Below are 24910 nucleotides of genomic sequence, written 5' to 3' on the forward strand. Positions count from 1 at the left end.
AACCGTCACGGTAATCTTGTGACCCACAGCACCGGAATCGGCCGTGTCGAACCACCAACGAGGCCCCTGGGGATGTTAAGAGAGTCCTGGCAACGGGAAAAACCAACCGCCCCAATCATTATGGAGAATGAACTGGTGATCATCGCAGTGGAAGGCCCCAGCGCCGCCGGCAAGACCACCTGGTGCCGAACCCAACTCGGTGGCGAATCCGCAGCGGAAGAATTCGTCGCCGAGTATCAGCCCACGGGGTTCGAGCCGGACGGCACGGATCTCGACGTTCAGGCAAGTTATTGGACAACGGTCAATTCGAAGCGATGGTCGCAAGCGGAAGATCTCGAATCGAGAACCGGTACCGCGCTCTGCGACAGCGACCCGCTGAAACTGCACTACAGCTGGTGTCTCGCTGCAGTGGGCGCGGCGCCTCGGGAGCGATTCGAGCACGAACTCCTGGCGGTCGAAAGCGCTTTTGCGCAGCTGAAACTCGGTTTCGCGGATCTGACCGTCATCTCGATACCCGCATCGGAGCAACTTCTACTGCAGCGCGAAGGAGACCCCAGCCGCCGCCGACGCCACTTCGAGCTTCACGCGGCGCTCGCCGAGCCGCTCACCGAGTGGTACTCGGCGGTCGAACGCGTAGATCCAGGGCGCGTTGTGTGGCACTTCCCGGCGCAGCTCGATCTTTCGCAGTGTCCCCCGACCCGACCGCACCGCAGCGATCTGAGCCTTCTTCGCACGGTGATCGGCGAATTGCCGCCTCTCCCCAGGTAGGGAGCGGCTGCTCGATCTCAGCGCGCTCGTTCGACCCTGGCCTCGTCCCAGACCGGCGACTCACTCTCGTACACATTTCCATCCGATCCGAAGACCAGGAACCTGTCGAACCCGCGTGCGAACCAACGATCGTGGGTGACCGAGATGACGGTTCCGGCAAACTGGGCAATCCCCTGCTCGAGCGCATCCGCCGAATGAAGGTCGAGGTTGTCGGTCGGCTCATCGAGCAACAGCATCGTGGCGCCGGAGAGCTCGAGGAGCAGAATCTGCAGTCGTGCCTGCTGACCGCCGGACAGGTCGTTGTACTTCTGCTCCGCTGCTTGGGACAATCCATAACGATCAAGAGCCCGGCTCGCCGCTTCACGCCCCATTCCGTTGCGGTGTTCGTCGCCCATGTGCAGGATCTCGAACAGCGTGTTTCCGGTCAGATCGGGCCTGGAGTGTGTCTGTGCAAACAATCCGGGACGTACCCGAGCACCCAGCGTCGCGGTTCCGCCATGCTCAACCGGTGCGATGTCGAGCGCCTCGACGGGAAGATGCTCGGTCCCAGGGTCGGTTCCACCGCCCGCCAAGAGACGGAGGAAATGCGACTTCCCGGACCCGTTGGAGCCCAGCACGGCAACGCGGTCTCCGTACCAGATCTCGGCGTCGAAGGGCTTCATCAGACCCGTCAGCTCGAGATTCTGGCAGACCAAGGCACGCTTGGCAGTTCGCCCACCCGCCAGTCGCACTGTCACCTTCTGCTGTAGAGGAATTGCCTCGGGCGGTCCTGCCTCCTCGAATTTCGCCAACCGGGTTTGCGAAGCGTGGTACCGAGCAGCGATGCCGTCGTTGAACTTGGCCTTTTCACGCAATCGCAGAACCAGGGCACGCAGTTTCGCGTGTTCTTCGTCCCAGCGCCGGCGCAGTTCTTCGAAGCGCGCGTTGCGATCCTCGCGGGCCTGGTGGTAGCTGGCCAGCCCAGCGCCGTGGGTCCACGATGTCGCGCCGCTGATTCCGGGTTCGAGTGTCACGATGTGGGTGGCCGCATTGGCGATCAGTTCGCGATCGTGGCTGACGAACAGGACCACTTTCGGCGATTCCGAGATCGTTTTTTCCAGCCACCTCTTCCCCGGAACATCGAGGTAGTTGTCCGGCTCGTCCAGAAGAAGTGCGTCGTCGGGCCCGGCAAACAACGCTTCGAGAACCAACCGCTTCTGCTCGCCGCCACTGAGCGAGTTGGCCGCTCGCCACTTCGCACGGTCGTAGGGAACTCCGAGAGCCGAGGTAGTGATCTTGTCCCAGAAGTCTTCGGTCTCGTATCCGCCGACGTCGGCCCAATCGGCCAGCGCGTGTGAGTATTTCATCTGAGTTGACTCTTCGTCTCGCTCGATCATCGCGTTCTCCGCGGTGTCGAGCGCCAGTGCCGCGTCGCGGATCGGCGCCGGAGAGACGGACAACAGGAGATCACGCACGGTGGACTCGTCACGAACCTGACCGACGAATTGCCGCATCACACCCAGTGTTCCGGATCTGGTGACTGCGCCCTCGTCAGCGAGTGCGTCTCCGGCAATGATCCGAAGCAATGTCGTCTTGCCGGTCCCATTCGGGCCGATCAGTGCAGTCTTGGCACCGTTGCCGACCCGGAAGCTGACGCCGCTGAGCAGTTGTCGACCATCAGGGAGAAAGTAGTCGACGTCGGCGATGTTGAGGTGGGTCACGCTGTCAAGAGAACCCTACCCACGGCGATCTGCCAAACCATTATTTCTGCCTTCGGTCGCTAGCTCACGACCGTCATGGGATTGTGCGACCGCGTCGAGCGCCGCCAGATAGCCGAAAACCATTGCGGGACCGATAGTTGCGCCTGGCCCCGCATAGGTATGACCCATCACCGGCGAACTGGTGTTTCCGGCGGCGTAGAGCCCGTCGATGACTGAACCGTCCGCGCGCAGCGCCCGCGCGCGAGCGTCCGTGTTGATACCGCCCTTGGTTCCCAGATCGCCGGGAACCATCTTCGCGGCGTAGAACGGCCCCTTGGTGAGTTCTCCGAGGCTGGGATTGGGCTTGTTGGTGCGGTCACCGTAATAGTGGTCGTATTTGCTTGTCCCCCGGCCGAAGTCACGATCGACTCCGTCGCGCGCATAACTGTTGAATCGCGTGATCGTCGCCGACAACGCATCGCCTGGTACTCCGATCTCGGCAGCAAGTTCGGCAATCGATCCGGCTCGCACAATCGCGCCCGATGCGACCCACGACCGAGGTATCGACCCACGCGCCGGAACTCCCGCGAACAGGTAACGGTCACGGTAAGTCTGATCGAATATCAGCCAGGCCGGGATGTTCTCGGCAGGGCCTTCACCTCGGCCATGTTTCCCGCCGAACATTGCATGCGCCGCTTCGACGTAGGGAAGCGACTCGTTCATGAACCGATTCCCGCCGGCGTTGACCATCAGACTGCGCGGCAACGAGCGCTCCGCCAAGGCGAACCACGGGCCCTTGGGCAGTGGAATCGACGGCGCCCACCACGCGTCGTCCATGTACGAAATTGCTGCGCCGATGCCGAGAGCTGCTCGGATACCGTCCCCGGTATTGGTCGGCGCTCCGAGAGTCCACTGTGCACTACTCGGTCGACGCTGATACTCGCTGCGCATGTCGTCGTTGTTGTCGAAACCGCCACACGCGAGGATGACGCCGCATCGCGCGCGCAGCGTTGTCTGTACTCCCCCGGACTCGAGTCGCACGCCCACCACACGTCCGCTGTCGGTAACCAAATCCACAAGCTTCGTTCCGAGTTTCACCGGCACTCCGGCTTCCCGAACTCCGAGCATCAGTTCCGCCATGAGTGCTGGTCCGAGCCCGATCAGCTTCTTCTTCCTGGCCTTCGCGGCCAGGGATCTCATTCCCACCCGAAGCATTCGCACCGGCCCGCGCCAATGCCGAATCCCCGTGCTCAGCCACCGGTAGTCAGATTGTTGGACAACCATGTTGAGCGGAACCTTCATGTACGGCGGATGAAGTGTCGCGAGATCGTCGCCCAGTGCTCGGGCATCGAACGGGCGCGGTTCGCACGATCGCCCGCTTGCAAGTCCGCCGGGCGCCTCGGGAAAGTAGTCGGAGTAACCCTTCACCCATTCGAGGTCCAGAGCGGAATGTCGGATCAGGAAATCGAGGGCTTCGGGGCCTCGATCGATATAGGTATCAATGCGATCGGTGTCCGCGTCCTCGCCGACAATGCTCTTCAGATATGTTCGCGCAGAGTCGATATCGTCTGCCGGCGCCTCGCGGCGAAGTATCGAATTTCCCGGAATCCACACGCCGCCCCCGGACCGAGAGGACGAACCGCCCCAGTATTCGGACTTCTCCACGAGGATCGTCGAGAGTCCGTTGCGGGCTGCGGTGATGGCTGCGGACATGCCGGCAGCCCCCGAGCCGACAACAACGACATCCACTACGGGCACATTTACCACGGGCGGCACGGCGCCCTGAGAGTTCTCGTCCATCACTGGTCACGGCCTTTCGTGTCATCTTCGTCCTGCGTGTGCCACCGGGATCCCCGAACGGCGTCGAGCGCCCCCTCGACGCACACGGGAAGCGATGCCCCGCGCTTTTGGGGGTGACGTATCCATTGCCGATAGCCGAACTCCGCCGCAGCCAACATCAGATGAACGAGAAGTCCTGGACGGCTGTCGTTTTCCGGATCGAGTTGCATTCGCTGTGCCACCAACTCGACCAGCCGATCACGATGTTCGGGCGCGATCAGCGCGACTCGATCCATCAGGTGCGGCGCGGTACGGAACGCCGATCGCCACTGATCGATCTCCGAGGACTCGAAAGCATTGGAACGCTCGAGGATTGCCCGTGAGATCGCAAGATCAGCCGACTCGGATGCCGGGCGCTCCTCGAGTAGCGTCACGATTCCGGCACCGCCTTGCCTGACCGGATCCAACAGCAAATCCTCCTTGTTACGAACGTGCCGAAAGTACGTGCTCGCCGACACCCCCGCCGCCGACGCAATCTGCTCAGTGGTCACGTCTTCGAAACCGTCACGTGCGAACAGTTCGAATGCCGCACGTTGAATGTCTGCTCGCACCTGCAACCGCTGTCTCTCCCGTAGTGACATCAGCAACGTCCTCCCGCCTCGGCCGAGATCCGGCCATTCTCGATAATGCGAGTCTCACCTATTGTGACAGTCACTGTCAATATCCAATTCTCTGTCAGATACCAGCAGACCCCGGCACATCGTTGACAGGGCATTCGATGCCACGACAAGCTTCGAAGATGAAGCGATGGTTCGCGGCCGGCCTCGGAACGGCGATCGTCTCGCGATCGCTGCTGCGTAAAGCTTTGCTTTTCAAGTTCAGGCGCGACGTCCGGGCGCTCAACTCCGGAAACTACCGTCCGCTGCTGGGCTCATATCACCGTGACGCAGTACTGAGATTCGCCGACGGCGATCATCGGTGGGCCGGCGTGCACGCCGGAAGGGACCAAATTGAGAAATTTCTCCAGGAATTCGTCGCAGCCGGGCTTCAAGGCGAAGTCACCGAAGCGTATTTCGGTGGTTCACTTTGGCGCATGACGCTGCTCGCGCGTTTCAATGACCGAGCGCTCGGCCCCGACGGCTCCGTCATCTACCAAAATCGGACAGTGCTTCTCGTCCGAACCAAGTGGGGGAAGATCATCGAGCAGGAAGACTATTACGAGGACACCGCCAGAATCGGAGACTTCGACAAGCGGCTTCGCGAAATCGAAGCCGCACGAACCTGTGGCACAGTCGTGGAATGACAGATGTCAGGGCTGACCGGTATCGAAAACTATCGGCATTCCTCGCTTCTCAGAACGATGCCGAACTGGCCCAACTGGTAGACACCGCTCGAGTCACGAGTGTCGGAGTGGGCGGCGCCGCAGGACTCGTCAGTGTCGGCGAAAACAGGCTCAACGGCGTTCCGGTATTCACCAAACGAATTCCATTGAGCGAACGCGAACTCGCCGACGTGGGCTCCACGTCCAACCTCTTCGACCTACCCATGTTCTGCCAGTACGGCATTGGAGGCCCAAGCTTCAACGCTTGGCGAGAGCTGGCCGCGAACGTCGTCGTCACCGATGCCGTTCTGGCCGGCGAAACACAGTCGTTCCCGATGCTTTACCACTGGCGGGTGCTGCCCGGCCGCTCACCTGTTGCATCCGAACACGCGGACATCGACGCGGTGCTTGCCTCTCAGGGCGGCAGCCCGGCAGTACGAACACGCCTCGAGGCACTCGCCGCTGCACCATGCAGCCTCGTTCTGTTCTGCGAGTACATCGCACACCCGATATCGGATTGGCTGCAAGACAACCCGACCGGCAAGGCTGCCGAAGTCGAGCGACAGTTCTCGGAGATCGTGGCGTTCTTGCGCGATCGACAGTTGCTCCACATGGACGGACATTTCGGCAATATGCGCACCGACATGGAGCGGATCTATCTCAGCGACTTCGGACTGGCCACATCCCCACACTTCGACCTGTCGACTGCCGAGCGCGACTTCGCCCGGAGTCATGCCACTCACGACGCCGACTACGCCGCCATGCTTCTGGTCAACTGGTTGGTGACCGAGGTCTGCGGGGTACCGAGGCCGACCAGCGGCGGACCAGTCGCCCGCAACGAGTACGTACGCCGGTGCGCCACAGGTCATATCCCCGGTGATGTGGCACCGGAGGTGGCCGCGATCTTGACCCGGCACGCACCTGCCGCTGCGGAGATGAACGACTTCTACTGGCAATTGTTCGACGGCGACTTCGACGCGCACTACCCTCATATAGCGGCAGTTCTGAGATCCGGTCGAGGACAGGGTTTTCCCTGAACTGCCGTCTCCACATCTCAGGGTTCATGTCATCCTCCGGACCGATGCGCTGGTCATTGCCGGTAGGGCACAGTTCTGCACATGATTGAACTGAGGGGATTGACCAAGGTTTACGGACCGACGAAAGCGGTGGACGATTTGTCGTTCACGGTCAAGCCGGGCATCGTGACGGGCTTTCTGGGCCCGAACGGTGCGGGCAAGTCGACGACGATGCGGATGATCCTGGGTTTGGATCAGCCGACGTCGGGTGCGGCGTTGATCGACGGCAGGCCGTACCGGGAGCTCACAACACCGTTGCGGACGGTGGGCGCGTTGCTGGATGCGAAGTGGGTGCACCCCAATCGCAGTGCGCGGGCGCATCTGCAGTGGATGGCTGCCTCGAACGGGATCCCGAAGTCCCGCGTCGACGAGGTGCTCGGGTTGGTCGGGTTGTCCGAGGTGGCGGGCAAGAAGGCCGGCGGGTTCTCGCTCGGTATGTCGCAGCGTCTCGGGTTGGCGGGTGCGTTGTTGGGTGATCCGAAGGTGTTGTTGTTCGACGAGCCGGTCAACGGTCTCGATCCGGAGGGCATCGTCTGGATTCGTAAGTTCATGCAGCGGTTGGCGGCGGAGGGCCGCACTGTGTTGGTGTCGAGTCACCTTCTGTCGGAGATGGCGCTCACGGCGGAGCAGTTGGTGGTGATCGGTCGGGGTCGGTTGATTTCGGATTCGACGGTGGCGGAGTTCGTGGATCGTTCGTCGGAGTCGACGGTACGCGTGCGCAGCCCACAATTGGACGCTCTCCATGCCGCATTGACTGCCCACGGACTGACTGTCCGCGTGGAGCATTCAGGATCGGAGCCGGTGTTGGTGGTGGTGGATTCGACCACCGATGTGATCGGCGGTCTGGCTGGTTCGCAGGGAATCGTGTTGCACGAGTTGGCGTCTGTGCAGGGGTCGCTCGAGGATGCGTTCATGAAGTTGACCGGAGATGATGTCCAGTACCACGCATCCGGTATCGATCCGGGTGCCGGAGCCCACCATTCAAACACACAGCACGCTATGGGAGGTGCACTGTAATGGCTGTTCTCAGTGCTGAACGTATCAAGATCACCACGACCAAGTCGCCGCTGTGGTGCACGATCACAATCATCGTCCTTGGGTTGGGCGTCGCCTGGATGATCGGGCGTTCGTCGAGTTCGAGCATTCAGGCGTACAACGATGAAGCTGCATCAGGAACTCCTGATTTCGAGAAATTCCTCCCCACGTTCAACGACGCGGGACTAGGAGTATCCGGATTCGGCGTCATGGTCCTGATGATCATGGCGGCGCTCGCGATCACCAGCGAGTACCGCTTCGGCATCATCCGTACTACCTTCCAAGCTATCCCGAGTCGGGCTTCGGTTCTGATCGCCAAAGCCGGCCTGATCGGGGCTTTCGGCGCGGTACTGTCCTTCGTTCTCATGCTCGGCGCGGTATTCATCACCAAAGCTGCTGCAGGCTCTGAAGGTTCCACCAATCTTGCACTCGACAACGCCGATGCCTGGCGCGCCGTTTACGGCGTACCGATCTTCGCGTTCCTCTGCGTCGCCCTTGCTATTGCCGTCGGAGCACTCCTTCGTCAGTCCGCCGGCGCCATTGCACTACTACTGCTGTGGCCACTGCTCATCGAGAGCCTGTTCGGCATGTTCGGATCCTTCGGCAGAAACGTCACACCGTTCCTCCCGTTCGCCAATGCCGACCACTTCCTCTCTTCGGGTTCGAGCGCCAATTTCCATTGGGGCCCTTGGGGAAGCCTGTTCTACTTCGCAGCATTTGTGCTGGTGATATTCGGAATCAGCATCGCCGTCGTCAACAAGCGCGACGCCTGACCGAGTCACGAACTGATCAAGACCAAAACTGGCCGCACCGGAGCCCTTCCGGTGCGGCCAGTTTCGCGTTGACAGAACCCGCAGCGCTTGTCGATCACGCCAAGGATCAGGGCACGAGCGGGTTCGCGTCACTCCGCCCCGTGCACGCGGCACCTCGAAAGAAGACCTGGTCGAGTTCCTGGCCGACTGACATCACGCATCAGCGTTCGAGTTGCGCGGCAAGATCTTTCATCCAACCCAGGAATGCCTGCGGGCCGTCGAACTGGACGCCGTCGACGGCGGCAACTTCTGGTGCAATTTCATCGCCCTTGACCACCAGCGCTTCTCCCCCGGATGCGATTGCCGCCGCAAAGGCTGGTAGATCGCCGCGGTCGTCACCTGCGTACGCAACGAAGTCGACTCCCGCGGCCTCGATCGCACGAAGAAGACCTGTCCCCTTGTCCTCCTTGACCGGTGGGCGCAATTCTTCGACCAGCTTGCCGGGCTCACGTTGCAACCCGGTCCGGCTCGCGATTTCAGTTGTCGCTGCTTCCACCAGGCGCTGCGCGGCCGCTCGATCTGCAGCCCGACGCCAATGCACGGCCACCGCAAGGCCTTTGCTCTCGACATGGATGCCAGGAACTGCCTGAGAATAGAACAAGCGGCGCAGGTCGGCTTCTGCTTCGGCGACGGCATCACTGAACGCCGCGACGGCCGGAAGCACCTCAATTCCGTTGTCCGTCCAGGTCTCGACACCGTAGGAACCCATAAGTACAACCGAATCCAGACTCAGCCGTTCTCGCAGAAACGACACCGGCCGCCCCGAAAGCAGGCCGACTACACCGAGGTGCTTCGTCAGAGTCGCGAGCACGTCCTCGGCGCCGGGCAGAAGTGCACTCGCCGACGGATCATCGACGATGGGTGCAAGCACACCGTCGAAATCCATCACCAGTCCACAGCGAGCTGGATCGGACGTGAGTCGGAGGATGACGTCCGAAGCGGTTCGCATGGTTCGAGTGTGCCAAATCGATCGCACCCGCAATACCAACACCGGATCCGAATGTAATCTCCGCCACTTCGTCCAAGTTGTCCGGAACCGCTGGCGAACTCGCGTTCTCTCCCTGCAAGGGCGGACTGTGGTCCGATACAGTTCTCACGACGCTTGCCAACTGGGGGGTAATGATGAGCGAATTGACTGTCGTCACTGACGACATCCGTAAGTACGGCTCGACGTCTGCCGAAGCGGCAGGACACATCGCGCAGGCCGCCGTCGTCGATCTGGGGGCCAACATCGCGGCAGTCGCACCAGCCGTTGGCCCCGTCGGGATCGAATTTCTCGAAGCATTCGCGCGCGCTCAGGCCACACACACCAAAGACGTTGCAGCACTCGCTACGTTCTACGCCGGTAATGCCGCAACTGCCGGTGCAGCCGCGCAGGCCTACGACAGGACAGATCATGCAATCGCGTCAGATCTGACCGGCGCGGCTGGATCGACGAGTGTGACAGCGTGAACACCGGTCGCGTCAATACCGATCGCGTCAATACCGAAGACGACTCGACGACGGTCCTCGAACTCCTTCAAGGTGGTGCGCCGGACCCGGCAATGGCCTTGTCCGCGCTCGGGGATCTCTCGGACCTGCTCGCGTCACTTCCGACCCTGCCGTCGATACCGAGCTTCCTCGGCAGTCCACAGGCCCCGGCACTGCCGAACAACGCGGTCGACTCGATGCTCGCCGGCATACCGGTTCCGGCGCTCCCCGGAATCGAAGATCTGTTCGCGCCCCTGATCGAACTCGGGAAGAGTCTCGGCACAGGCACTTTTACCGGCATCGATCCCGTCGGCATCTTCAACCAGGCGTCCACGCTGATCGACCAAGCCATGGGACTGTCCGAAAGCGCGGTCGCCGAGGTGGGGCAGACATGGAACAGCACCGGCAGTGACGCCGCGACCGAACTGTCGCGATCCGCACAGAACAGCGGCGCAGAATTGAGCGAACGCGGAACTGCGATATCGAAAACCGCTGCTGCCGCAGCGGAATCGGTGCAACGAGGCAATGCAAATCTCGCGGCGATCGCCCAGTCCTTCGCCGCCACGGTTGCGGCTGCTGCACCGATCGCGTGGACACCACCCGGGCAGGCAATGTTGATTGCCTCCGCAGCTGAACACATGCAGGCAGCGGTCGCGGCGGTGACGCAGACTCGCGGCGAAATGCTCGGGCACACCGCTGCCATGAACGCCCTTGCCGGGTCGATCCCCGTTCCGACTCCACCGATCAGTGAGGCGCTCGCCAACCTTGCCGCTCCGGAGGCGTTCGCCGACGCCGCCCGCCAGATCGCCCAGCCTCTGTCGGCCTCGGCTGCATCCGCCCCACAGTCACCGGCATCAATCAACGCCGGCGACGCACCGTACTCCACTCACCCAGCCGCCGATGCAGTTCCGACCTCGGCAGCGCAGGCAGGCGCCGGACTTCCGGCCGGCGTCGAGAAGCTGTGGGGCGCAGGCAATTCGTCGGCGTCACTCGCAGCCGGTGGGTCGCCGTCACCCGGTGCGACCGCGAGCTCCGGCGGGGCGTGGGTGGGCGGGAACGGCGCGAGCGGTGGAACGATGAGAGGCGCGGCGGGAGTTGCTGCAGTTCAACCGGTTCCGGTAGCAACGCCCGGCCTGGGTGCAGTATCTTCGGCGGTCGGCGGCGGAAATATGACGCCTGGGGGAATGATGGGCGGCGGACCTCGCGGATCGCGGGACGACGAGTCGTCACGCACCACTCCGGGGTATCTCGTCAATGCCGGCGACGAAAATTCTATGGTCGACGATTTACCGATGGTGTCGCCGCCCGTGCTCGGCGCCGAGGATCCCGATCAGTACCTGTTACGAGATCTCTGATCGGACTCCCCGGCCGGGTGTCACCGGCCGGGGCGGCGGTTCAACCCCAGACAAAGCTCAGCTCAGACGAAGCCCAGCTCCCGCACCGACGCACGCTCCTGCTCCAATTCGCTGACAGACAGGTCGATCCGTTCGCGTGAGAAGTCGTCGATCGAGAGGTCCTGAACTATGGAAAATTCACCACCGGCACAGGTCACCGGGAAGGATGAGATCAATCCTTCGGGCACTCCGTATGAACCATCCGAACACACGGCCATCGATACCCAGTCATCCTCGGCAGTACCGATCATCCAGTCGCGGACGTGGTCGATCGAAGCACTGGCTGCGCTTGCCGCAGAGGACGATCCACGCGCAGCGATGATGGCTGTGCCTCGCACCTGAACCGTAGGGATGAAATCGTTCTCCACCCAGTCGCGATCGTCGATCATCGCGAGCGCAGGCTTGCCCGCGACGGTCGCATGGGACAGATCCGGGTACTGCGTCGCCGAATGGTTTCCCCAGACGGATACTTTGCGGACCGACGACGCACGAACGCCGGTCTTCTTTACCACCTGCGCGATCGCTCGGTTGTGGTCGAGACGCGTCAGTGCACTGAACCGAGTGTCCGGTACATCCGGTGCGTTGTTCATCGCGATAAGTGCGTTGGTATTGGCCGGGTTTCCCACGACCAGAACCTTGACGTCCGAGGCTGCGTTGTTGTTGATCGCCTTCCCGTGCGCTGTGAAAATCGCGCCGTTCGCGCTCAGCAAGTCGGCGCGCTCCATCCCCTTGCTCCGCGGACGCGCACCGACCAGCATGCCGATGTTCGCGCCGGAGAAGGCGACGTCGGGATCGTCGGTGATGTCGATGGAGCTCAGCAAGGGAAATGCGCCGTCCTCGAGTTCCATCGCAACACCTTCGGCAGCGGACACGGCGGCGGGAATCTCGAGCAGTCGAAGTTTGATCGGGACGTCCGCGCCGAGCATCTCCCCCGCAGCTATGCGGAAAAGCATGCCGTATGCGATCTGACCCGACGCTCCGGTCACCGTGACGGTTACGGGCGCAATACTCATTGCCGACTCCTCACCTGCCGTTTTCACGACTGTCCGTTCTACAACGCTGCAAGAACGGTTTCCACGCTAGTCGAGTAATCCGGCCACTTCGTGGTCTGTCAGTGTGGTTCTCGGCACTCGTCCCTCCGCCGTCACGAGTTCGACGGCGCGATACAGCGGACGCTCGGCCAGTCCGGCGCCGCGGGCTTCGGCACGCAACTGTTCGATCAGCACCGAGGACAACGCGGCAGCCGGCACCAACTCGCTGGCAGCGAGGGCGTCGGCGAGCTTGCGGAGTGCAAGGATCTCCAACTCGCGCCCGCCTCCTGCCGTGTACAGCGCGAGCGGTATCCGCACGGTGGACCGTCCGTCGCCGAGTGTCAGGCTGACCTCGCTGATCCGGCCGGATCGCACCGTCAACGCCGCCGTGAGTACCTCGGCCACGTCGACGTCGTTGGTTCGAAAACCAGCTTGCGCACGAACCCTGTTGCCGTACAACGTGATGTGTCGGCGCAGCGTCATCAGGATCGCCAGCGACGTCGGCACCGCGATGACGGCACCGACGATCACTCCAACGGTCGCCGTCGAGAACACACTGACGATCAACCCGACGACCACACCGAACACCACAACGACAACGGCGAACTTCTTCAGCCGCGGCGCGATCAACGCCACGGGAACCAGATCGAGTGAAACCGGTTCGGCCTCAGTGCTCAACGAGATCCCCGAGCTTGTCGACAACCTGGTCGAGCGCCACCGTCTCCTGCTCACCTGTTGCCAACTGTTTGACAACGACAACGCCCTCTTCGAGCTCACGCTCGCCGAGTACCAATGCGATTGCGGCACCCGAACGATCAGCTGCTTTCATCGAGCCCTTCACGCCACGATTTCCGTACGCCAGGTCGACACGAATTCCGTTGGCACGCAACTGATGTGCGATCTTCACCAGTGCCGCCTTCGCCTCGGCGCCCATCGGCACACAGAAGACATCGACACGTGCCGGTGGTGCAACCGACTTTCCCTCGGCTTCGAGAGCGAGAACCGTGCGGTCGACGCCGATTCCGAACCCGATCCCCGAGAGCGGCTGTCCGCCCAGTTGTTCCATCAGACCGTCGTAACGACCACCGCCGCCGATTCCGGACTGCGCGCCCAGTCCGTCGTGCACGAATTCGAAGGTCGTCTTGGTGTAGTAATCGAGGCCGCGAACCATGCGCGGGTTGACGACATAGGGAACACCCAAGGCGTCCAAGTGCGCGAGCACCTCGTCGAAGTGGGCCTTGCAGCTCTCCGACAGGTGATCGAGCATGAGCGGTGCGCCCGCAGTCATCTCACGTACATCCGGGCGCTTGTCGTCGAGCACCCGGAGCGGGTTGATCTCCGCGCGTCGACGCGTGTCCTCGTCGAGCGGAAGTGCAAGGAGAAACTCCTGCAGCAGTTCGCGGTACTGGGGTCGGCAGGTGTCGTCGCCGAGAGAGGTGATTTCGAGGCGGAAGCCGTCGAGCCCTAACGACCGGAATCCGGCGTCGGCGATCGCGATGACCTCAGCGTCGAGTGCGGGGTCGTCGATCCCGATGGCCTCGACGCCGACCTGCTGCAACTGACGGTAGCGACCGGCCTGCGGGCGCTCGTAGCGGAAGAACGGGCCCGCGTAGCTGACCTTGACCGGCAATTGTCCACGATCGAGGCTGTGCTCGATGACGGCACGCATGACGCCTGCGGTTCCCTCGGGACGCAACGTCACCGAACGATCGCCACGGTCGGCGAACGTGTACATCTCTTTGCTGACGACGTCGGTGGACTCGCCGACGCCGCGCGCGAACAGGCCGGTGTCTTCGAAGATCGGCAATTCGATGTGGCCGTACCCGGCCAACCTGGCGGCGCGCGTCAAACCGTCACGAACGGCGACGAATTCGGCTGACTGCGGCGGAACGTAGTCCGGAATGCCCTTGGGTGCAGAGAAGGTGCTGGCTTTACTCACGAGAGGTACTTTTCCTTATTCTTGTGCGCTGAGTCCAACGAGAAACGGGTTCGAGCTTCGCTCGGCGCCGATCGAACTGTTGCCGCCGTGCCCGGGCAGGACCACTGTCTCGTCACCGAGTCCCAGTAGCTTGCGGGCGATCGAGGCGAGCAACTGCTCGTGATTTCCGCCGGGCAGGTCGCTGCGCCCGATGGAACCCTGGAACAGGGTGTCACCGGTGAACGCCAAGTCCACGGGTCCGTCCTCGGTGTTCGCCTGGGTTCGGAACACCACGGATCCCTGCGTGTGCCCGGGTGTGTGGTCGACGACAAACGTCATTCCGGCTTCGGTGATCTTGTCGCCGTCGGCCAGTTCGATCACCTCGTCCGGCTCCACGAACGTCATGCCCTGAATGAATTCCTTCATCGTCGGGCCGATCCCCCGTGCCGGATCGCTGAGCATGTAGCGATCTTCGGGATGGATGTACGCGGGTACGGAATACCGCTCACAGACCTCGCGGGCCGACCACACGTGATCGAGATGACCGTGTGTCAGTAGTACCGCGTTGACCGTCATGTCCTTCGAGTCGAGATATTCGAAGAGCGGCTCGGCCGCATCCTGCCCCGGGTCGACGACTACGCATTCGCACGCGTCGTCCTGGGCGAGTATGTAGCAGTTGGTTTGGAACATCCCGGCCGGAAAACCAGTGACGAGCACGGGGGCAACTCCTCTTCGAAGGGCGGAAACGAACAACACGGTGTCGGTTACAGCCTAAGCTGCTGCCCCGCCAGTAAGTTCTCAGGTTGCAATGGGAGACTCTGACGACGAGTAGAGCCGCTTGCCGAAGCCGACCCCAGGGTGTCGCTCGGCCGGCCGACCACGATCCACCCGCGATACGGAGGACTACAGCAGTGCCGAGTAACGAGCAACGCCGCGAGGCGGCGAAACGCAAGCTCGAGCGTCAGCTCGAACGTCGCGCAGAACGTGCCCGCAAGCGCAAGCAGATGACCATAGCCGGAACTGCGCTCGGCGTGGTTGTCGTAGTCGGTGTCGTCGGCGGCCTCATCTGGCTGAGCAACCGCAGTGACGACGACGCGAACACCACCAACGCTGCTGCCGACGACTCGAGCCTCACGCCGCAGACCGCGGGTGCGATGCCTGCCGGTCTGTCGACGCCCCTGGCCGACACGGTTTCCTGCTCGTACCCGGCGGACGGTGCTACCGCGTCCAAGGCCAACAACCCGCCTCGTACCGACGGGATTCCCACCACCGCCCCGGACGCGACGCCGAGCATCAGCGTCGAGACGTCACAGGGGAACATCGGGCTCACGCTCGACGGAACGAAGTCTCCGTGCACGGTCAACAGCTTCGTGAGCTTGGCGCAGCAGGACTACTTCAACGACACCACCTGCCACCGCATGACGACGAGCCCCTCGCTCCAGGTTCTGCAGTGCGGTGATCCCTCCGGCACCGGCACCGGCGGCCCGGGATACGGATTCGACAACGAGTTCCCCACCACGGCGTACGCCACCACCGACCCGGCAGCGCAAGAGGCAGTCACTTACGCGCGCGGCACGGTTGCAATGGCAAACACCGGGGCACCCGGTAGCAACGGCAGCCAGTTCTTCCTCGTCTACGGCGACTCGCAGCTTCCGCCGCAGTACACGGTTTTCGGCACGATCGACGAGACCGGTCTCGCCACTTTGGACAAGGTCGCGGCTGGCGGATCGACGCCTGAGGGTGACGGCAAGCCGAATCTGACCACCGACATCAAGACAGTAAGGCTCGACTGATGCGACGTAGTCCTGTGATGCGCTTTCCTGTAGTTATTGCCGCTGCAAGCGCCGCGGCGCTGCTTCTGGCTGGTTGTTCCAGCGATTCCGGTAGCTCGGACTCGCCGTCCAGCACCTCCAAGGCGAAAACGACGACGGCTGCCATGCCGCCGCTCGACATGTCACAGTTCGACGCACTCCCGCCTGTCCCGACTCCTTCCTCGGCGACCGTCGACTGCTCGTACCCGAGCGCAGCAGGTGCAGCAAAAACCGTCAATCCGCCGAGTTCCACGGGCGTATCCACCGAGGGAACCGTAACCGTCGCGCTCACGACTACGGCCGGCCCAATCGGGATGGAACTGAACCGGGCGGAAGCCCCCTGCACGGTCAACAGCATCGTGAGCTTGACCGAGCAGAAGTACTTCGACGACACCCCGTGCCATCGACTCGTCACCACACCCGGTCTACAGATCCTGCAGTGCGGCGATCCCTCGGGCAAGGGCACGGGCGGACCCGGCTACGGCTTCGACAACGAGTACCCGACCACTGCCTACCCGGCCAACGATCCGGCACTCTCCTTGCCTGCCGTCTACCCCCGCGGCACGCTGGCAATGGCCAACTCGGGTGCCCCGGGTAGCAACGGCAGTCAGTTCTTCCTCGTCTACGAGGATTCGGTCTTGCCGCCCAACTACACGGTCTTCGGAAAGATCGACGACGCCGGCCTGGCGACGATCGAAAAGATCGCGGCCGACGGCGACGACGGTGGCATGGGCGCAACCGGCGGCGGTGCACCCAACACCCCGATCACCATCGAGACTGCAGTAGTCGCCTGACCCCCTGTGCGCCTTTATTAACCGCCCGCGGTTAATAAAGGCGCACAGCAGTTTACGAGGCCGAAGTCACGCGGTAGACGTCGTAGACGCCTTCCACGTTGCGAACCACGTTGAGCACATGACCCAGGTGCTTCGGGTCACCCATCTCGAAGGTGAACTTGCTGATCGCCACCCGGTCGCCGGAGGTGGTGACCGAGGCGGACAGGATGTTCACCTTCTCGTCGGCCAACGCCTTGGTGACGTCGGAGAGCAACCGATGACGATCGAGCGCCTCGATCTGGATCGCGACCAGGAACACCGATGTCGCTGACGGTGCCCATTCGACGTCGATGATTCGCTCCGACTGATCGTGGAGCGAGTTGGCGTTGGTGCAGTCGGTACGGTGCACGCTGACCGCGCCGCCACGCGTGACGAAGCCCAGAATCGAATCGCCTGGTACCGGCGTGCAACACTTCGCGAGTTTTGCCACCGTGCCCGGTGCTCCGGGAACCAGAATGCCGGAGTCACCCGTACTGCGGGTGCGCACCGGCATGGTCGACGGCGTCGAACGCTCGGCCAGTTCCTCCTCGACGGCGCCGACGCCGCCCAGATGAGCAACCAGACGCTGCACGACGTGGTGCGCCGACACCTGACTCTCGCCTACGGCCGTGTACAACGCGGAGACGTCGGGATAACGAAGTTCGTGCGCGATCGTGCTCATCGATTCGGCATTCATCAACCGCTGCAACGGAAGTCCCACACGGCGGACCTCCTTCGCGATCTGATCCTTGCCGGACTCGAGCGCCTCCTCGCGGCGTTCTTTCGCGAACCACTGACGGATCTTCGCCTTGGCACGCGGCGAGACGACAAACGTCTGCCAATCACGGCTCGGCCCGGCGGTGGCAGCCTTCGACGTGAAGACCTCCACCACTTCGCCGTTTTCGAGAGTTCGTTCCAGCGCGACCAGTCGGCCGTTGACCCTGGCACCGATGCATCGGTGCCCGACCTCGGTGTGCACGGCGTATGCAAAATCGACGGGAGTCGATCCGGCAGGCAACGTGATGACGTCACCCTTCGGCGTGAAGACGAAGATCTCCTTGACCGCGAGGTCGTAACGCAGCGATTCGAGGAACTCCCCCGGATCGGCCGCTTCACGTTGCCAGTCGAGTAGCTGACGCATCCACGCCATGTCGTCGACCTCGGCGATGTCACCCGCGTGCTTGCCCTTGGTCTCCTTGTACCGCCAGTGCGCGGCGATACCGAACTCCGCGGTCCGGTGCATGTCCTGGGTCCGGATCTGGACCTCCAGTGGCTTGCCTTCCGGTCCCACGACGGTGGTGTGCAGCGACTGGTAGACGCCGTAGCGCGGCTGTGCGATGTAGTCCTTGAAGCGACCGGCCATCGGCTGCCACAGCGAGTGGACAACGCCGACCGCGGCGTAACAGTCACGCACTTCTTCGCACAGAATGCGGACGCCGACCAGATCGTGGATGTCGTCGAAGTCGCGACCCTTGACGATCATCTTCTGATAGATCGACCAGTAGTGCTTTGGCCGGCCCTCGACGATGGCGTTGATCCGTGAGGCAGACAGAGTCGAGTTGATCTCGGCGCGAACCTTGGCCAGATAGGTGTCACGAGAGGGCGCGCGATCTGCGACCAGTCGAACGATCTCGTCGTACTTCTTCGGGTGAAGGATCGCGAACGAGAGGTCCTCGAGTTCCCACTTGACGGTAGCCATACCGAGTCGATGTGCAAGTGGCGCAATGACTTCGAGAGTCTCTCGCGCCTTGCGCGCCTGCTTTTCGGGCGGCAGGAATCGCATCGTGCGCATGTTGTGCAGACGATCCGCAACCTTGATCACGAGCACGCGCGGGTCCCGCGCCATCGCGATGATCATCTTGCGGATGGTTTCGCCCTCGGCGGCGGTGCCGAGAACGACCTTGTCGAGTTTGGTGACGCCGTCGACGAGGTGAGCGACCTCGTCACCGAAGTCCTTGGTCAACTCCTCTAGTGAGTAACCGGTGTCCTCGACGGTGTCGTGCAGAAGTGCTGCGACGAGGGTGGTGGTGTCCATTCCCAACTCGGCCAGAATGCTTGCGACGGCCAACGGATGCGTGATGTACGGATCGCCGGACTTGCGCCGCTGGCTCGAATGTCTGTCCTCAGCGACGTCGTACGCACGCTGAAGGAGCGCGAGGTCGGCCTTCGGATACAGCTCACGGTGGAGGCTGACCAACGGCTCGAGCACCGGGCGGATGGTGGCGTTGCGCTGACCGGTGATGCGCCGAGCAAGCCGAGCACGCACCCTACGAGAGGCGGAGGCGGGCACGGCCAGGTTCTGCCCACCCCGATTGCCAGTAGTTTGCGCAGATCCCGAATCGTCGGGCGCCGCGGACTTCGATGGTGTCGTCTCCGGAGACGGAACTGCATCCGTCTCCTGCGACACTGCACCCGAGTTCTGTGATCGATCAAGATTCGACGTCATGTCGCCACCTCCTACCACCGAGTTCGATGAGGCAACCGCCCTGCATCGGGTAATTGCCCTGGAGGTCTAACTCGACCCCCAGGAGACAACTTTAATACTCAGACCTTCACCAGGGATGTCAGTGGGTACTTCAAGAAGCGATCTCGACCGCGCAATTCCTCGATCTCGAGCACCACTGCGACGCCGACAACGTTCGCTCCACCCAACTCAACCAACTGTACAGCCGCCTCGAGTGTCCCTCCGGTAGCCAGAACGTCGTCGATCACCAGAACGTTCCGCCCGGTGAGATCGAAGCCATTCGCCGGGATCTCGAGAGTCGACGATCCGTACTCGAGGCTGTACGAGCGAGAGAGCACCGGCGGCGGCAGTTTGCCGACCTTACGCACGGCCACCACCCCAGCACCCATCTTCGCGGCTGCGCCGGCACCGAGCAGGAACCCGCGGGCATCCACGGCTGCGATCGTGTCGGCGTCCGGGGCACAGGCGACTAGGGCGTCGAGCACGGCGCCGAACCCCTCGGCGTCGGCGAACACCGGAGTCAGATCGGCGAACCGCACTCCAGGGCCCGGGAAATTGTCTGCCCAGCGGGTCAGCCGAACAACGGCGTCTCCGGCGGCCCGGTGGATGGCGATCAATTCTTCTGGCGTGTGCAAGGCAACGCCATTCGAGACGGTCATCTGCGTAGTACCCATCTGTCCATGTTCCAGCCGGTAGCGGCCCGAGTCGGATTGACCAAGACTGCCGACATGCCTGGAGCTACAGCGACAGTTCGTAGTTGATTGAACAGTGGAATCGTAGGCACCTGAGTCCAGAGGATGTTCTCCGCCTCCACCGAGAGTCCCAATTGCGCACTCGTGCTCGCATCCACGTTCAGCTGATCGATGATCTGATCGATCCTCGCGTTTCCGTAATTACCGAGGTTTGCGCCGTTGCCCGATCGCAACGCTCCACGCGCGTCGATCATGCTCGCTGTTCCGCCCGCCCCGACTTTGCCGGCCATGCCGGAAAGCACAGCGTCGACTCCCCCGGACTGCAGACTCGCAGGATCGAAGCTGTCGCTGCTCGCATCCTCGATCGTGATTCCCGCCGGAGCGCACGCTGTTTTTGCTTCGGAGACGATCTGCGCCCGCACCGGGTCCGGCGCCAGGTAGCCGACTCGGACGGTCAACTGGTCGAGGCCCGCTTCCGACAACGAGGTCTTCGCAGCCTCGACGTCGGAATTGGCATACCGATCACCGTCGACCGCAGCGGCGTCGCTGTAGACCAGTGAATCCGGCGCCATCAGTCGCGAATCGACCACGCCGGAGCCCAGACCGGCCTGCGGCGCATTCTCCGTCTGCCCGAATTTCTCGAACAACGATGTCCGCGGAACACAATGCGCGAACGCTCGACGCGCGGCTTCGTCGCCCAGAGAACCAGACGTCGCGAGAACGAACTGCTCGATCGACCGCGACGGAATCTGCTGGACGTCGAAACCTGACGGAGTACCGAGCTCGCCCGCCGACCCGGAAGCGACGTCGACGACCTCGATCGAGTTCTTGTCGAGATCCTCGTTCAGATTCACACCACGTGGCCAGACGACGATGCGATCGGTCGCCGGACGGTTGCCCCACCACCGATCGTTCGCAACCAGCACCAGACCGTCGTCGGCACTGTACGAGTCGATTCGATACGGTCCGGCGGAAGGCAGTACCGACGTGTCCACCTGACCTGGAGTCAGGTTCCACCCGGTGTTCCAGAAGTCCGCGATCTTCGACAACGCTTCGGTGTCACCGGCATTCACCGCGCTCACCACGTCGCTGACACCCGTGCGCTGCGTCACGATGTGCGAAGGCATCAACGCAGTTGCACCGAACAGCGACCGCCAATCGGTGAACGATCGCCCGGGTTTGAAGAACACCGTCGCATCCTTCGACCCGCTCTGGCAGTCGATCCGGTCGATGTCCGCGTAACCGAGATTGTTCGCCGTGTCGAACATGGGCTTCACGGAACCGTCGACGTCTTCGGTGAACTTGCCACTCGACGCCGCCCACGTGAGCACCAGATCGTCACAGGACATCGGAATCCCGTCGGAGTACACGGAAGCCGGATTGAGCTTGTACGAGACGGTGAGCACGTCACCGGGCAACTCCGACGCCGTTCCGATGTCGGTGTCCGACACGGGCGCCCCCGCCGGACCGGTGAACGTGAAACCGGGAAGCACCCGGCCGAACGCGGCCATCGCTCCGGACACCGACCCAGCTGTCGTATTGGCGTTGTACGTGGTGATGGAGTTGTCGATGGCGTATCCGATGGACGGAACCTGCTCGGCGCTTTCCGAGCAGGCCGCCAACGAACCCGCAGTCACCGCGGTGGCTGCAACGAACGTCATCGATCGAACCAGTGTGCGTGTTCTGGGGAGCATGTTCAGTGCCCCTTCTTGTTTCGCTTTCCGGTCGGCCGCGCACCCGGCTGCGGAGCAACCGGCGCACGACGTGCAACTGGTGCGCCGACGGCAACCGCCTGCGTACCCTTCTCGGCCAGCGTAGCCCGGCGGGAGAGCACCTTACGAGTGTGCGCGGCGACGGGTCCCCAGCGTTCCTTCATCGACACCAGGAGCGGCGTCGCGAAGAAGATCGAGGAGTACGCACCCACGATGATTCCGACGAGCTGAACGAGCGCAAGGTCCTTGAGTGTGCCGACGCCGAGCATCCAGACCGCGACCACCATCAGTGCGATCACGGGAAGCACACTGATGACGGTCGTGTTGATCGAACGCATCAAGGTCTGATTCACCGCGAGATTGGCCTGCTCGCCGTACGTCCGGCGCGTCAGGTGCAGAACACCGCGGGTGTTCTCTTCGACCTTGTCGAACACGACCACCGTGTCGTACAGCGAGAAGCCGAGAATGGTGAGCAAACCGATCACCGTCGCGGGCGTCACCTCGAAACCGACGAGCGAGTAGACGCCGGCGGTGACGATGATGTCGAAGAACAACGCGACGATCGCGGCTACCGCCATGTCTCGCTCGAAGCGAATGGCGATGTAGATACTCACGATCACCAGGAACACAATCAGCGCGATCAGCGCCTTCTTGGTGATCTGGCCGCCCCAGGTTTCACTCACGTCCGCGAAACTGATGGCTTGCGCCGACGGGTTCCCGTTCTTGTCCTTGGGCTGGAACTCGTCGAAGAGCGCCGACTGAAGATCGTTGATCTGCGTCGCATTCAAGGTCTCCGACCGGATCTGCACGGTGGCGCTGGCACCCGAGCCGACCGTCTGCACGCTGACCGGTTCGAACCCGAGTGTGTCGGAGTAGACGGTTTCCACCGCCGACGTCTCGACTCCGCCCTCGGCCGGGAACTGAATGCGTGATCCGCCTTCGAAGTCGATACCGAAGGTGAACCCGCGCAGGATGATGCTCAGCAGCGCAATGGCGACCAGAGCGCCGGTCAGTCCGTAGTAGAAGCGACGCTTGCCGACGACCTCGAACGCACCCGTTCCGGTGTACAACCGTGAGAGCCAGCTGTGCTTGGGCATCGCGCCCTGATCGACGCCGGAGTCGGTGATCTCCGATCGGGCGGCGGCGTCTGTGGACTCGGCCGAGGAACTGTTGTCGGACCCCACCGGGGAGTTGTTGGACTCGCTCATGCTCGTGTCTCCTTAGCCGACGCAGCGGCGGCAACCTTACGTTCGCGGGCAACCTCTTGCACTGCGCCGAGCCCGTTGACGCTGGGCTTGGACCAGAACGCCGAACGGGACGCCATGCTGACCAGTGGCCACGTCACGAGGAACACGACAATCACGTCGAGGATGGTTGTCAGGCCCAAGGTGAAGGCGAAGCCTCGCACCTGACCGACCGCCAGCACGTACAGAACTGCAGCGGCGATGAAGCTCACCGCGTTGCCGGAAAGAATGGTCCGACGCGCTCGCGCCCAACCGCGTGGCACCGCCGAGCGGAAGCTACGGCCCTCACGCATTTCGTCCTTGATGCGTTCGAAGAACACGACGAACGAGTCGGCGGTCATACCGATACCGATGATCAGACCAGCCATACCGGCCAGGTCGAGTGTGAAGCCGATGTATCTACCGAGCAGAACCATGATTGCGTAAACCATGACTCCCGAGAGAATCAGCGACAACGCCGTCAGGACGCCGAGCATGCGGTAGTAGACGAGGCAGTAGAGCAGAACGAGCACGAGACCCACCGCGCCGGCGATCAGTGCCGCCTGAAGCGAGGCCAGGCCGAGCGTGGCAGAGACCGTCTCGGCTTCCGAGGCCGCGAACGAGAGCGGAAGCGAACCGTACTTCAGCGTATTGGCCAATTCCTTCGCGCTGTCCGCGGTGAAGCTGCCGGTGATCGAGGTGGCGCTGCCCGCGGGCGTTGCGCCTTGAATCGTGGGAGCGCTGACGACCTTCGAGTCGAGCGTGAACGCTGCCTGCTTGCCGATGTTGGCTGAGGTGAACTCGGCCCAGGTGTTGCTGCCGCTTGTCTTGAACGAGAGGCTGATCTCGTGGCGCGACTGCTGCGAGTTGAAGACCGACGACGCGTCGGCAATCTCCTGGCCGTCGATGATCGAGGGACCGAGGAGATAGATGTTCAGTCCGTCTTGCGAGCACGCGACCAGCGGCAGCGTGGGGTCGTCGTTTCCACGAAGCGGATCTGCGACGGAGCAGTCGAGGTTCGCCACTGCTTGCTGCTGAACGGTCGGATCGCTGCTCTGTCGGAGGGCGCGCGCTGCGGCGATTTCCGCTGCTGCTGCGTCGCCTTCGTCGGTACCGTCGCTCGGCGCCTCCCCGGCGGGGGCCGGAGTAGTTGTCTCCGGCGCGGGCGTTGCCTCGGGAGTAGTCGGGTCCTGAGCCAGGAACGGACGGTTCTGCGGAGTCTGAGTCCCGTCAGCGGGCGCTTCGGGGGCCGGTGTTTCGGCCGCTGGTGTCTCGGCCGCTGGCGTCTCCGGTGTTGCCGTCCGACTCGCGTCACGGGTGGCGACATCGATCGAACCGGTCACCGGCCGGATGTAGAGGCGGGCGGTCTGACCGAGCGAGCGGGCCTGTGCGCTGTCGTCGCCGGGAACGGTGATGACGAGGTTGTCACCGTCGACGACGACCTCGGAGCCGGAAACGCCGAGACCGTTGACGCGGGTCTCGATGATCTCCTGCGCCTGCTTGAGACTGTCCTGACTCGGAGCGCTACCGTCCGGGGTACGAGCGGTCAACGTGACGCGCGTTCCACCCTGCAGATCGATGCCGAGTTTCGGCGTGGCCGACTTGTCTCCAGTGAAGAACACCAGGGCATACAGTGCCACCACCAAGACCCCGAATAGGGCCAGGTAGCGGACCGGATGCACCGTTCCGGTGGAAGGTGCCACGATCTTTAAGTCTCCTCAGTAGGTGCAGTGCTTCAGTAAGTGCAGTGCTTCAGTAACTGCACGGCTCGGGTGGTCGACGACCACCCGAGCTGCGGCGTTCGAACTGCAACGATTGATCAACGGGTTGAACTGAGCTGCTGGTGAAAGAACGGACAAACCGATCTGGACGTGTGTCCGAGTTCACAACTCTAGAACACGTGCCAGGTCGAC

At 62.7% G+C, this 24910-nt stretch carries 22 protein-coding genes; 9 read left to right on the forward strand and 13 right to left on the reverse strand.

The genetic code is table 11. The features are described from left to right. The first annotated feature begins 120 nt into the window (after window positions 1-120). Window positions 121-768, forward strand: coding sequence for a hypothetical protein (locus tag ACWF6P_RS10515; protein WP_378533234.1), 648 nt, complete (start codon window positions 121-123; stop codon window positions 766-768). A gap of 17 nt (window positions 769-785) precedes the next feature. Here ACWF6P_RS10515 and ACWF6P_RS10520 read toward each other — a convergent pair whose 3' ends face one another. The 3 genes from ACWF6P_RS10520 to ACWF6P_RS10530 are packed head-to-tail and all read right to left on the reverse strand — an operon-like array spanning window position 786 to window position 4867. Then, the gene (locus ACWF6P_RS10520; RefSeq protein ID WP_452620971.1) at window positions 786-2468 is read right to left on the reverse strand and encodes an ABC-F family ATP-binding cassette domain-containing protein; all 1683 of its coding nucleotides are present in this window, start codon (window positions 2466-2468) and stop codon (window positions 786-788) included. Between the two features lie 15 nt (window positions 2469-2483). Then, window positions 2484-4247: a 3-oxosteroid 1-dehydrogenase gene (gene kstD / locus ACWF6P_RS10525; protein ID WP_452620972.1), complete on the reverse strand. Its 1764-nt coding sequence runs from the start codon at window positions 4245-4247 to the stop codon at window positions 2484-2486. Continuing rightward, window positions 4247-4867 (reverse strand): TetR/AcrR family transcriptional regulator, encoded by a 621-nt coding sequence (locus ACWF6P_RS10530; RefSeq protein ID WP_378647887.1) that lies wholly within the window; start codon window positions 4865-4867, stop codon window positions 4247-4249. The genes kstD and ACWF6P_RS10530 overlap by 1 nt, the downstream gene beginning before the upstream one ends. A gap of 158 nt (window positions 4868-5025) precedes the next feature. On the opposite strand from ACWF6P_RS10530, the gene ACWF6P_RS10535 reads away from it, so the two are divergent. The 4 genes from ACWF6P_RS10535 (at window position 5026) to ACWF6P_RS10550 (ending at window position 8431) form a co-directional block, all read left to right on the forward strand. Next, entirely contained in the window at window positions 5026-5529 is a 504-nt protein-coding gene (locus ACWF6P_RS10535) for a nuclear transport factor 2 family protein (RefSeq protein ID WP_378630386.1), read from the forward strand. Then, complete coding sequence (locus tag ACWF6P_RS10540; RefSeq protein WP_452620973.1) at window positions 5526-6584, forward strand: serine/threonine protein phosphatase; 1059 nt, start codon at window positions 5526-5528, stop codon at window positions 6582-6584. Before ACWF6P_RS10535 ends, ACWF6P_RS10540 begins: the two co-directional genes overlap by 4 nt. Window positions 6585-6665: 81 nt before the next feature. After that, complete coding sequence (locus ACWF6P_RS10545) at window positions 6666-7640, forward strand: ABC transporter ATP-binding protein (RefSeq protein WP_452620974.1); 975 nt, start codon at window positions 6666-6668, stop codon at window positions 7638-7640. Next, the gene (locus ACWF6P_RS10550; RefSeq protein WP_452620975.1) at window positions 7640-8431 is read left to right on the forward strand and encodes an ABC transporter permease; all 792 of its coding nucleotides are present in this window, start codon (window positions 7640-7642) and stop codon (window positions 8429-8431) included. Before ACWF6P_RS10545 ends, ACWF6P_RS10550 begins: the two co-directional genes overlap by 1 nt. A gap of 199 nt (window positions 8432-8630) precedes the next feature. Here the strand turns inward: ACWF6P_RS10550 and otsB are convergent, their stop codons facing one another. Beyond that, window positions 8631-9419, reverse strand: coding sequence for a trehalose-phosphatase (gene otsB / locus ACWF6P_RS10555; RefSeq protein WP_452620976.1), 789 nt, complete (start codon window positions 9417-9419; stop codon window positions 8631-8633). 173 nt (window positions 9420-9592) lie between these two features. Between otsB and ACWF6P_RS10560 the strand changes: the two genes are divergently transcribed. Both ACWF6P_RS10560 and ACWF6P_RS10565 read left to right on the forward strand, forming a co-directional pair. Next, on the forward strand, window positions 9593-9922 hold the full coding sequence (locus ACWF6P_RS10560) for a type VII secretion target (protein WP_452620977.1): 330 nt from the start codon (window positions 9593-9595) through the stop codon (window positions 9920-9922). Then, window positions 9919-11295 carry a hypothetical protein gene (locus ACWF6P_RS10565; RefSeq protein ID WP_452620978.1) on the forward strand — a complete coding sequence of 459 codons (1377 nt, stop codon included), beginning with the start codon at window positions 9919-9921 and terminating at the stop codon, window positions 11293-11295. The genes ACWF6P_RS10560 and ACWF6P_RS10565 overlap by 4 nt, the downstream gene beginning before the upstream one ends. Before the next feature lie 62 nt (window positions 11296-11357). Here the strand turns inward: ACWF6P_RS10565 and ACWF6P_RS10570 are convergent, their stop codons facing one another. The 4 genes from ACWF6P_RS10570 to ACWF6P_RS10585 all read right to left on the reverse strand — a co-directional run bounded on the left by ACWF6P_RS10570 (window position 11358) and on the right by ACWF6P_RS10585 (window position 15000). Next, window positions 11358-12347 carry a malate dehydrogenase gene (locus ACWF6P_RS10570; RefSeq protein ID WP_452620979.1) on the reverse strand — a complete coding sequence of 330 codons (990 nt, stop codon included), beginning with the start codon at window positions 12345-12347 and terminating at the stop codon, window positions 11358-11360. A 66-nt stretch (window positions 12348-12413) separates the two neighbouring features. After that, on the reverse strand, window positions 12414-13043 hold the full coding sequence (locus ACWF6P_RS10575) for a hypothetical protein (protein ID WP_042919891.1): 630 nt from the start codon (window positions 13041-13043) through the stop codon (window positions 12414-12416). Beyond that, a complete protein-coding gene (gene hisS, locus ACWF6P_RS10580) occupies window positions 13033-14304 on the reverse strand; it encodes a histidine--tRNA ligase (RefSeq protein ID WP_452620980.1) in 1272 nt (423 codons plus the stop codon). The genes ACWF6P_RS10575 and hisS overlap by 11 nt, the downstream gene beginning before the upstream one ends. Window positions 14305-14319: 15 nt before the next feature. Then, window positions 14320-15000, reverse strand: a complete 681-nt coding sequence (locus ACWF6P_RS10585) for an MBL fold metallo-hydrolase (protein ID WP_378445886.1) — start codon at window positions 14998-15000, stop codon at window positions 14320-14322. A gap of 194 nt (window positions 15001-15194) precedes the next feature. Between ACWF6P_RS10585 and ACWF6P_RS10590 the strand changes: the two genes are divergently transcribed. Then, the gene (locus ACWF6P_RS10590) at window positions 15195-16076 is read left to right on the forward strand and encodes a peptidylprolyl isomerase (RefSeq protein WP_452620981.1); all 882 of its coding nucleotides are present in this window, start codon (window positions 15195-15197) and stop codon (window positions 16074-16076) included. Continuing rightward, the gene (locus ACWF6P_RS10595) at window positions 16076-16888 is read left to right on the forward strand and encodes a peptidylprolyl isomerase (protein WP_452620982.1); all 813 of its coding nucleotides are present in this window, start codon (window positions 16076-16078) and stop codon (window positions 16886-16888) included. Before ACWF6P_RS10590 ends, ACWF6P_RS10595 begins: the two co-directional genes overlap by 1 nt. A gap of 52 nt (window positions 16889-16940) precedes the next feature. Here ACWF6P_RS10595 and ACWF6P_RS10600 read toward each other — a convergent pair whose 3' ends face one another. From ACWF6P_RS10600 to secD, 5 genes are all read right to left on the reverse strand, one after another. Then, complete coding sequence (locus ACWF6P_RS10600) at window positions 16941-19352, reverse strand: RelA/SpoT family protein (protein WP_378445883.1); 2412 nt, start codon at window positions 19350-19352, stop codon at window positions 16941-16943. A gap of 98 nt (window positions 19353-19450) precedes the next feature. Then, the gene (locus tag ACWF6P_RS10605; RefSeq protein ID WP_251012150.1) at window positions 19451-20029 is read right to left on the reverse strand and encodes an adenine phosphoribosyltransferase; all 579 of its coding nucleotides are present in this window, start codon (window positions 20027-20029) and stop codon (window positions 19451-19453) included. Further along, window positions 20026-21756, reverse strand: coding sequence for an ABC transporter substrate-binding protein (locus ACWF6P_RS10610; protein ID WP_452620983.1), 1731 nt, complete (start codon window positions 21754-21756; stop codon window positions 20026-20028). The genes ACWF6P_RS10605 and ACWF6P_RS10610 overlap by 4 nt, the downstream gene beginning before the upstream one ends. A 2-nt stretch (window positions 21757-21758) precedes the next feature. Continuing rightward, window positions 21759-22982, reverse strand: coding sequence for a protein translocase subunit SecF (gene secF / locus ACWF6P_RS10615; protein ID WP_378630420.1), 1224 nt, complete (start codon window positions 22980-22982; stop codon window positions 21759-21761). After that, entirely contained in the window at window positions 22979-24700 is a 1722-nt protein-coding gene (secD, locus tag ACWF6P_RS10620; protein ID WP_452620984.1) for a protein translocase subunit SecD, read from the reverse strand. The genes secF and secD overlap by 4 nt, the downstream gene beginning before the upstream one ends. Window positions 24701-24910: the final 210 nt, after the last annotated feature.

Source organism: Rhodococcus sp. NPDC055024 (assembly GCF_053608585.1).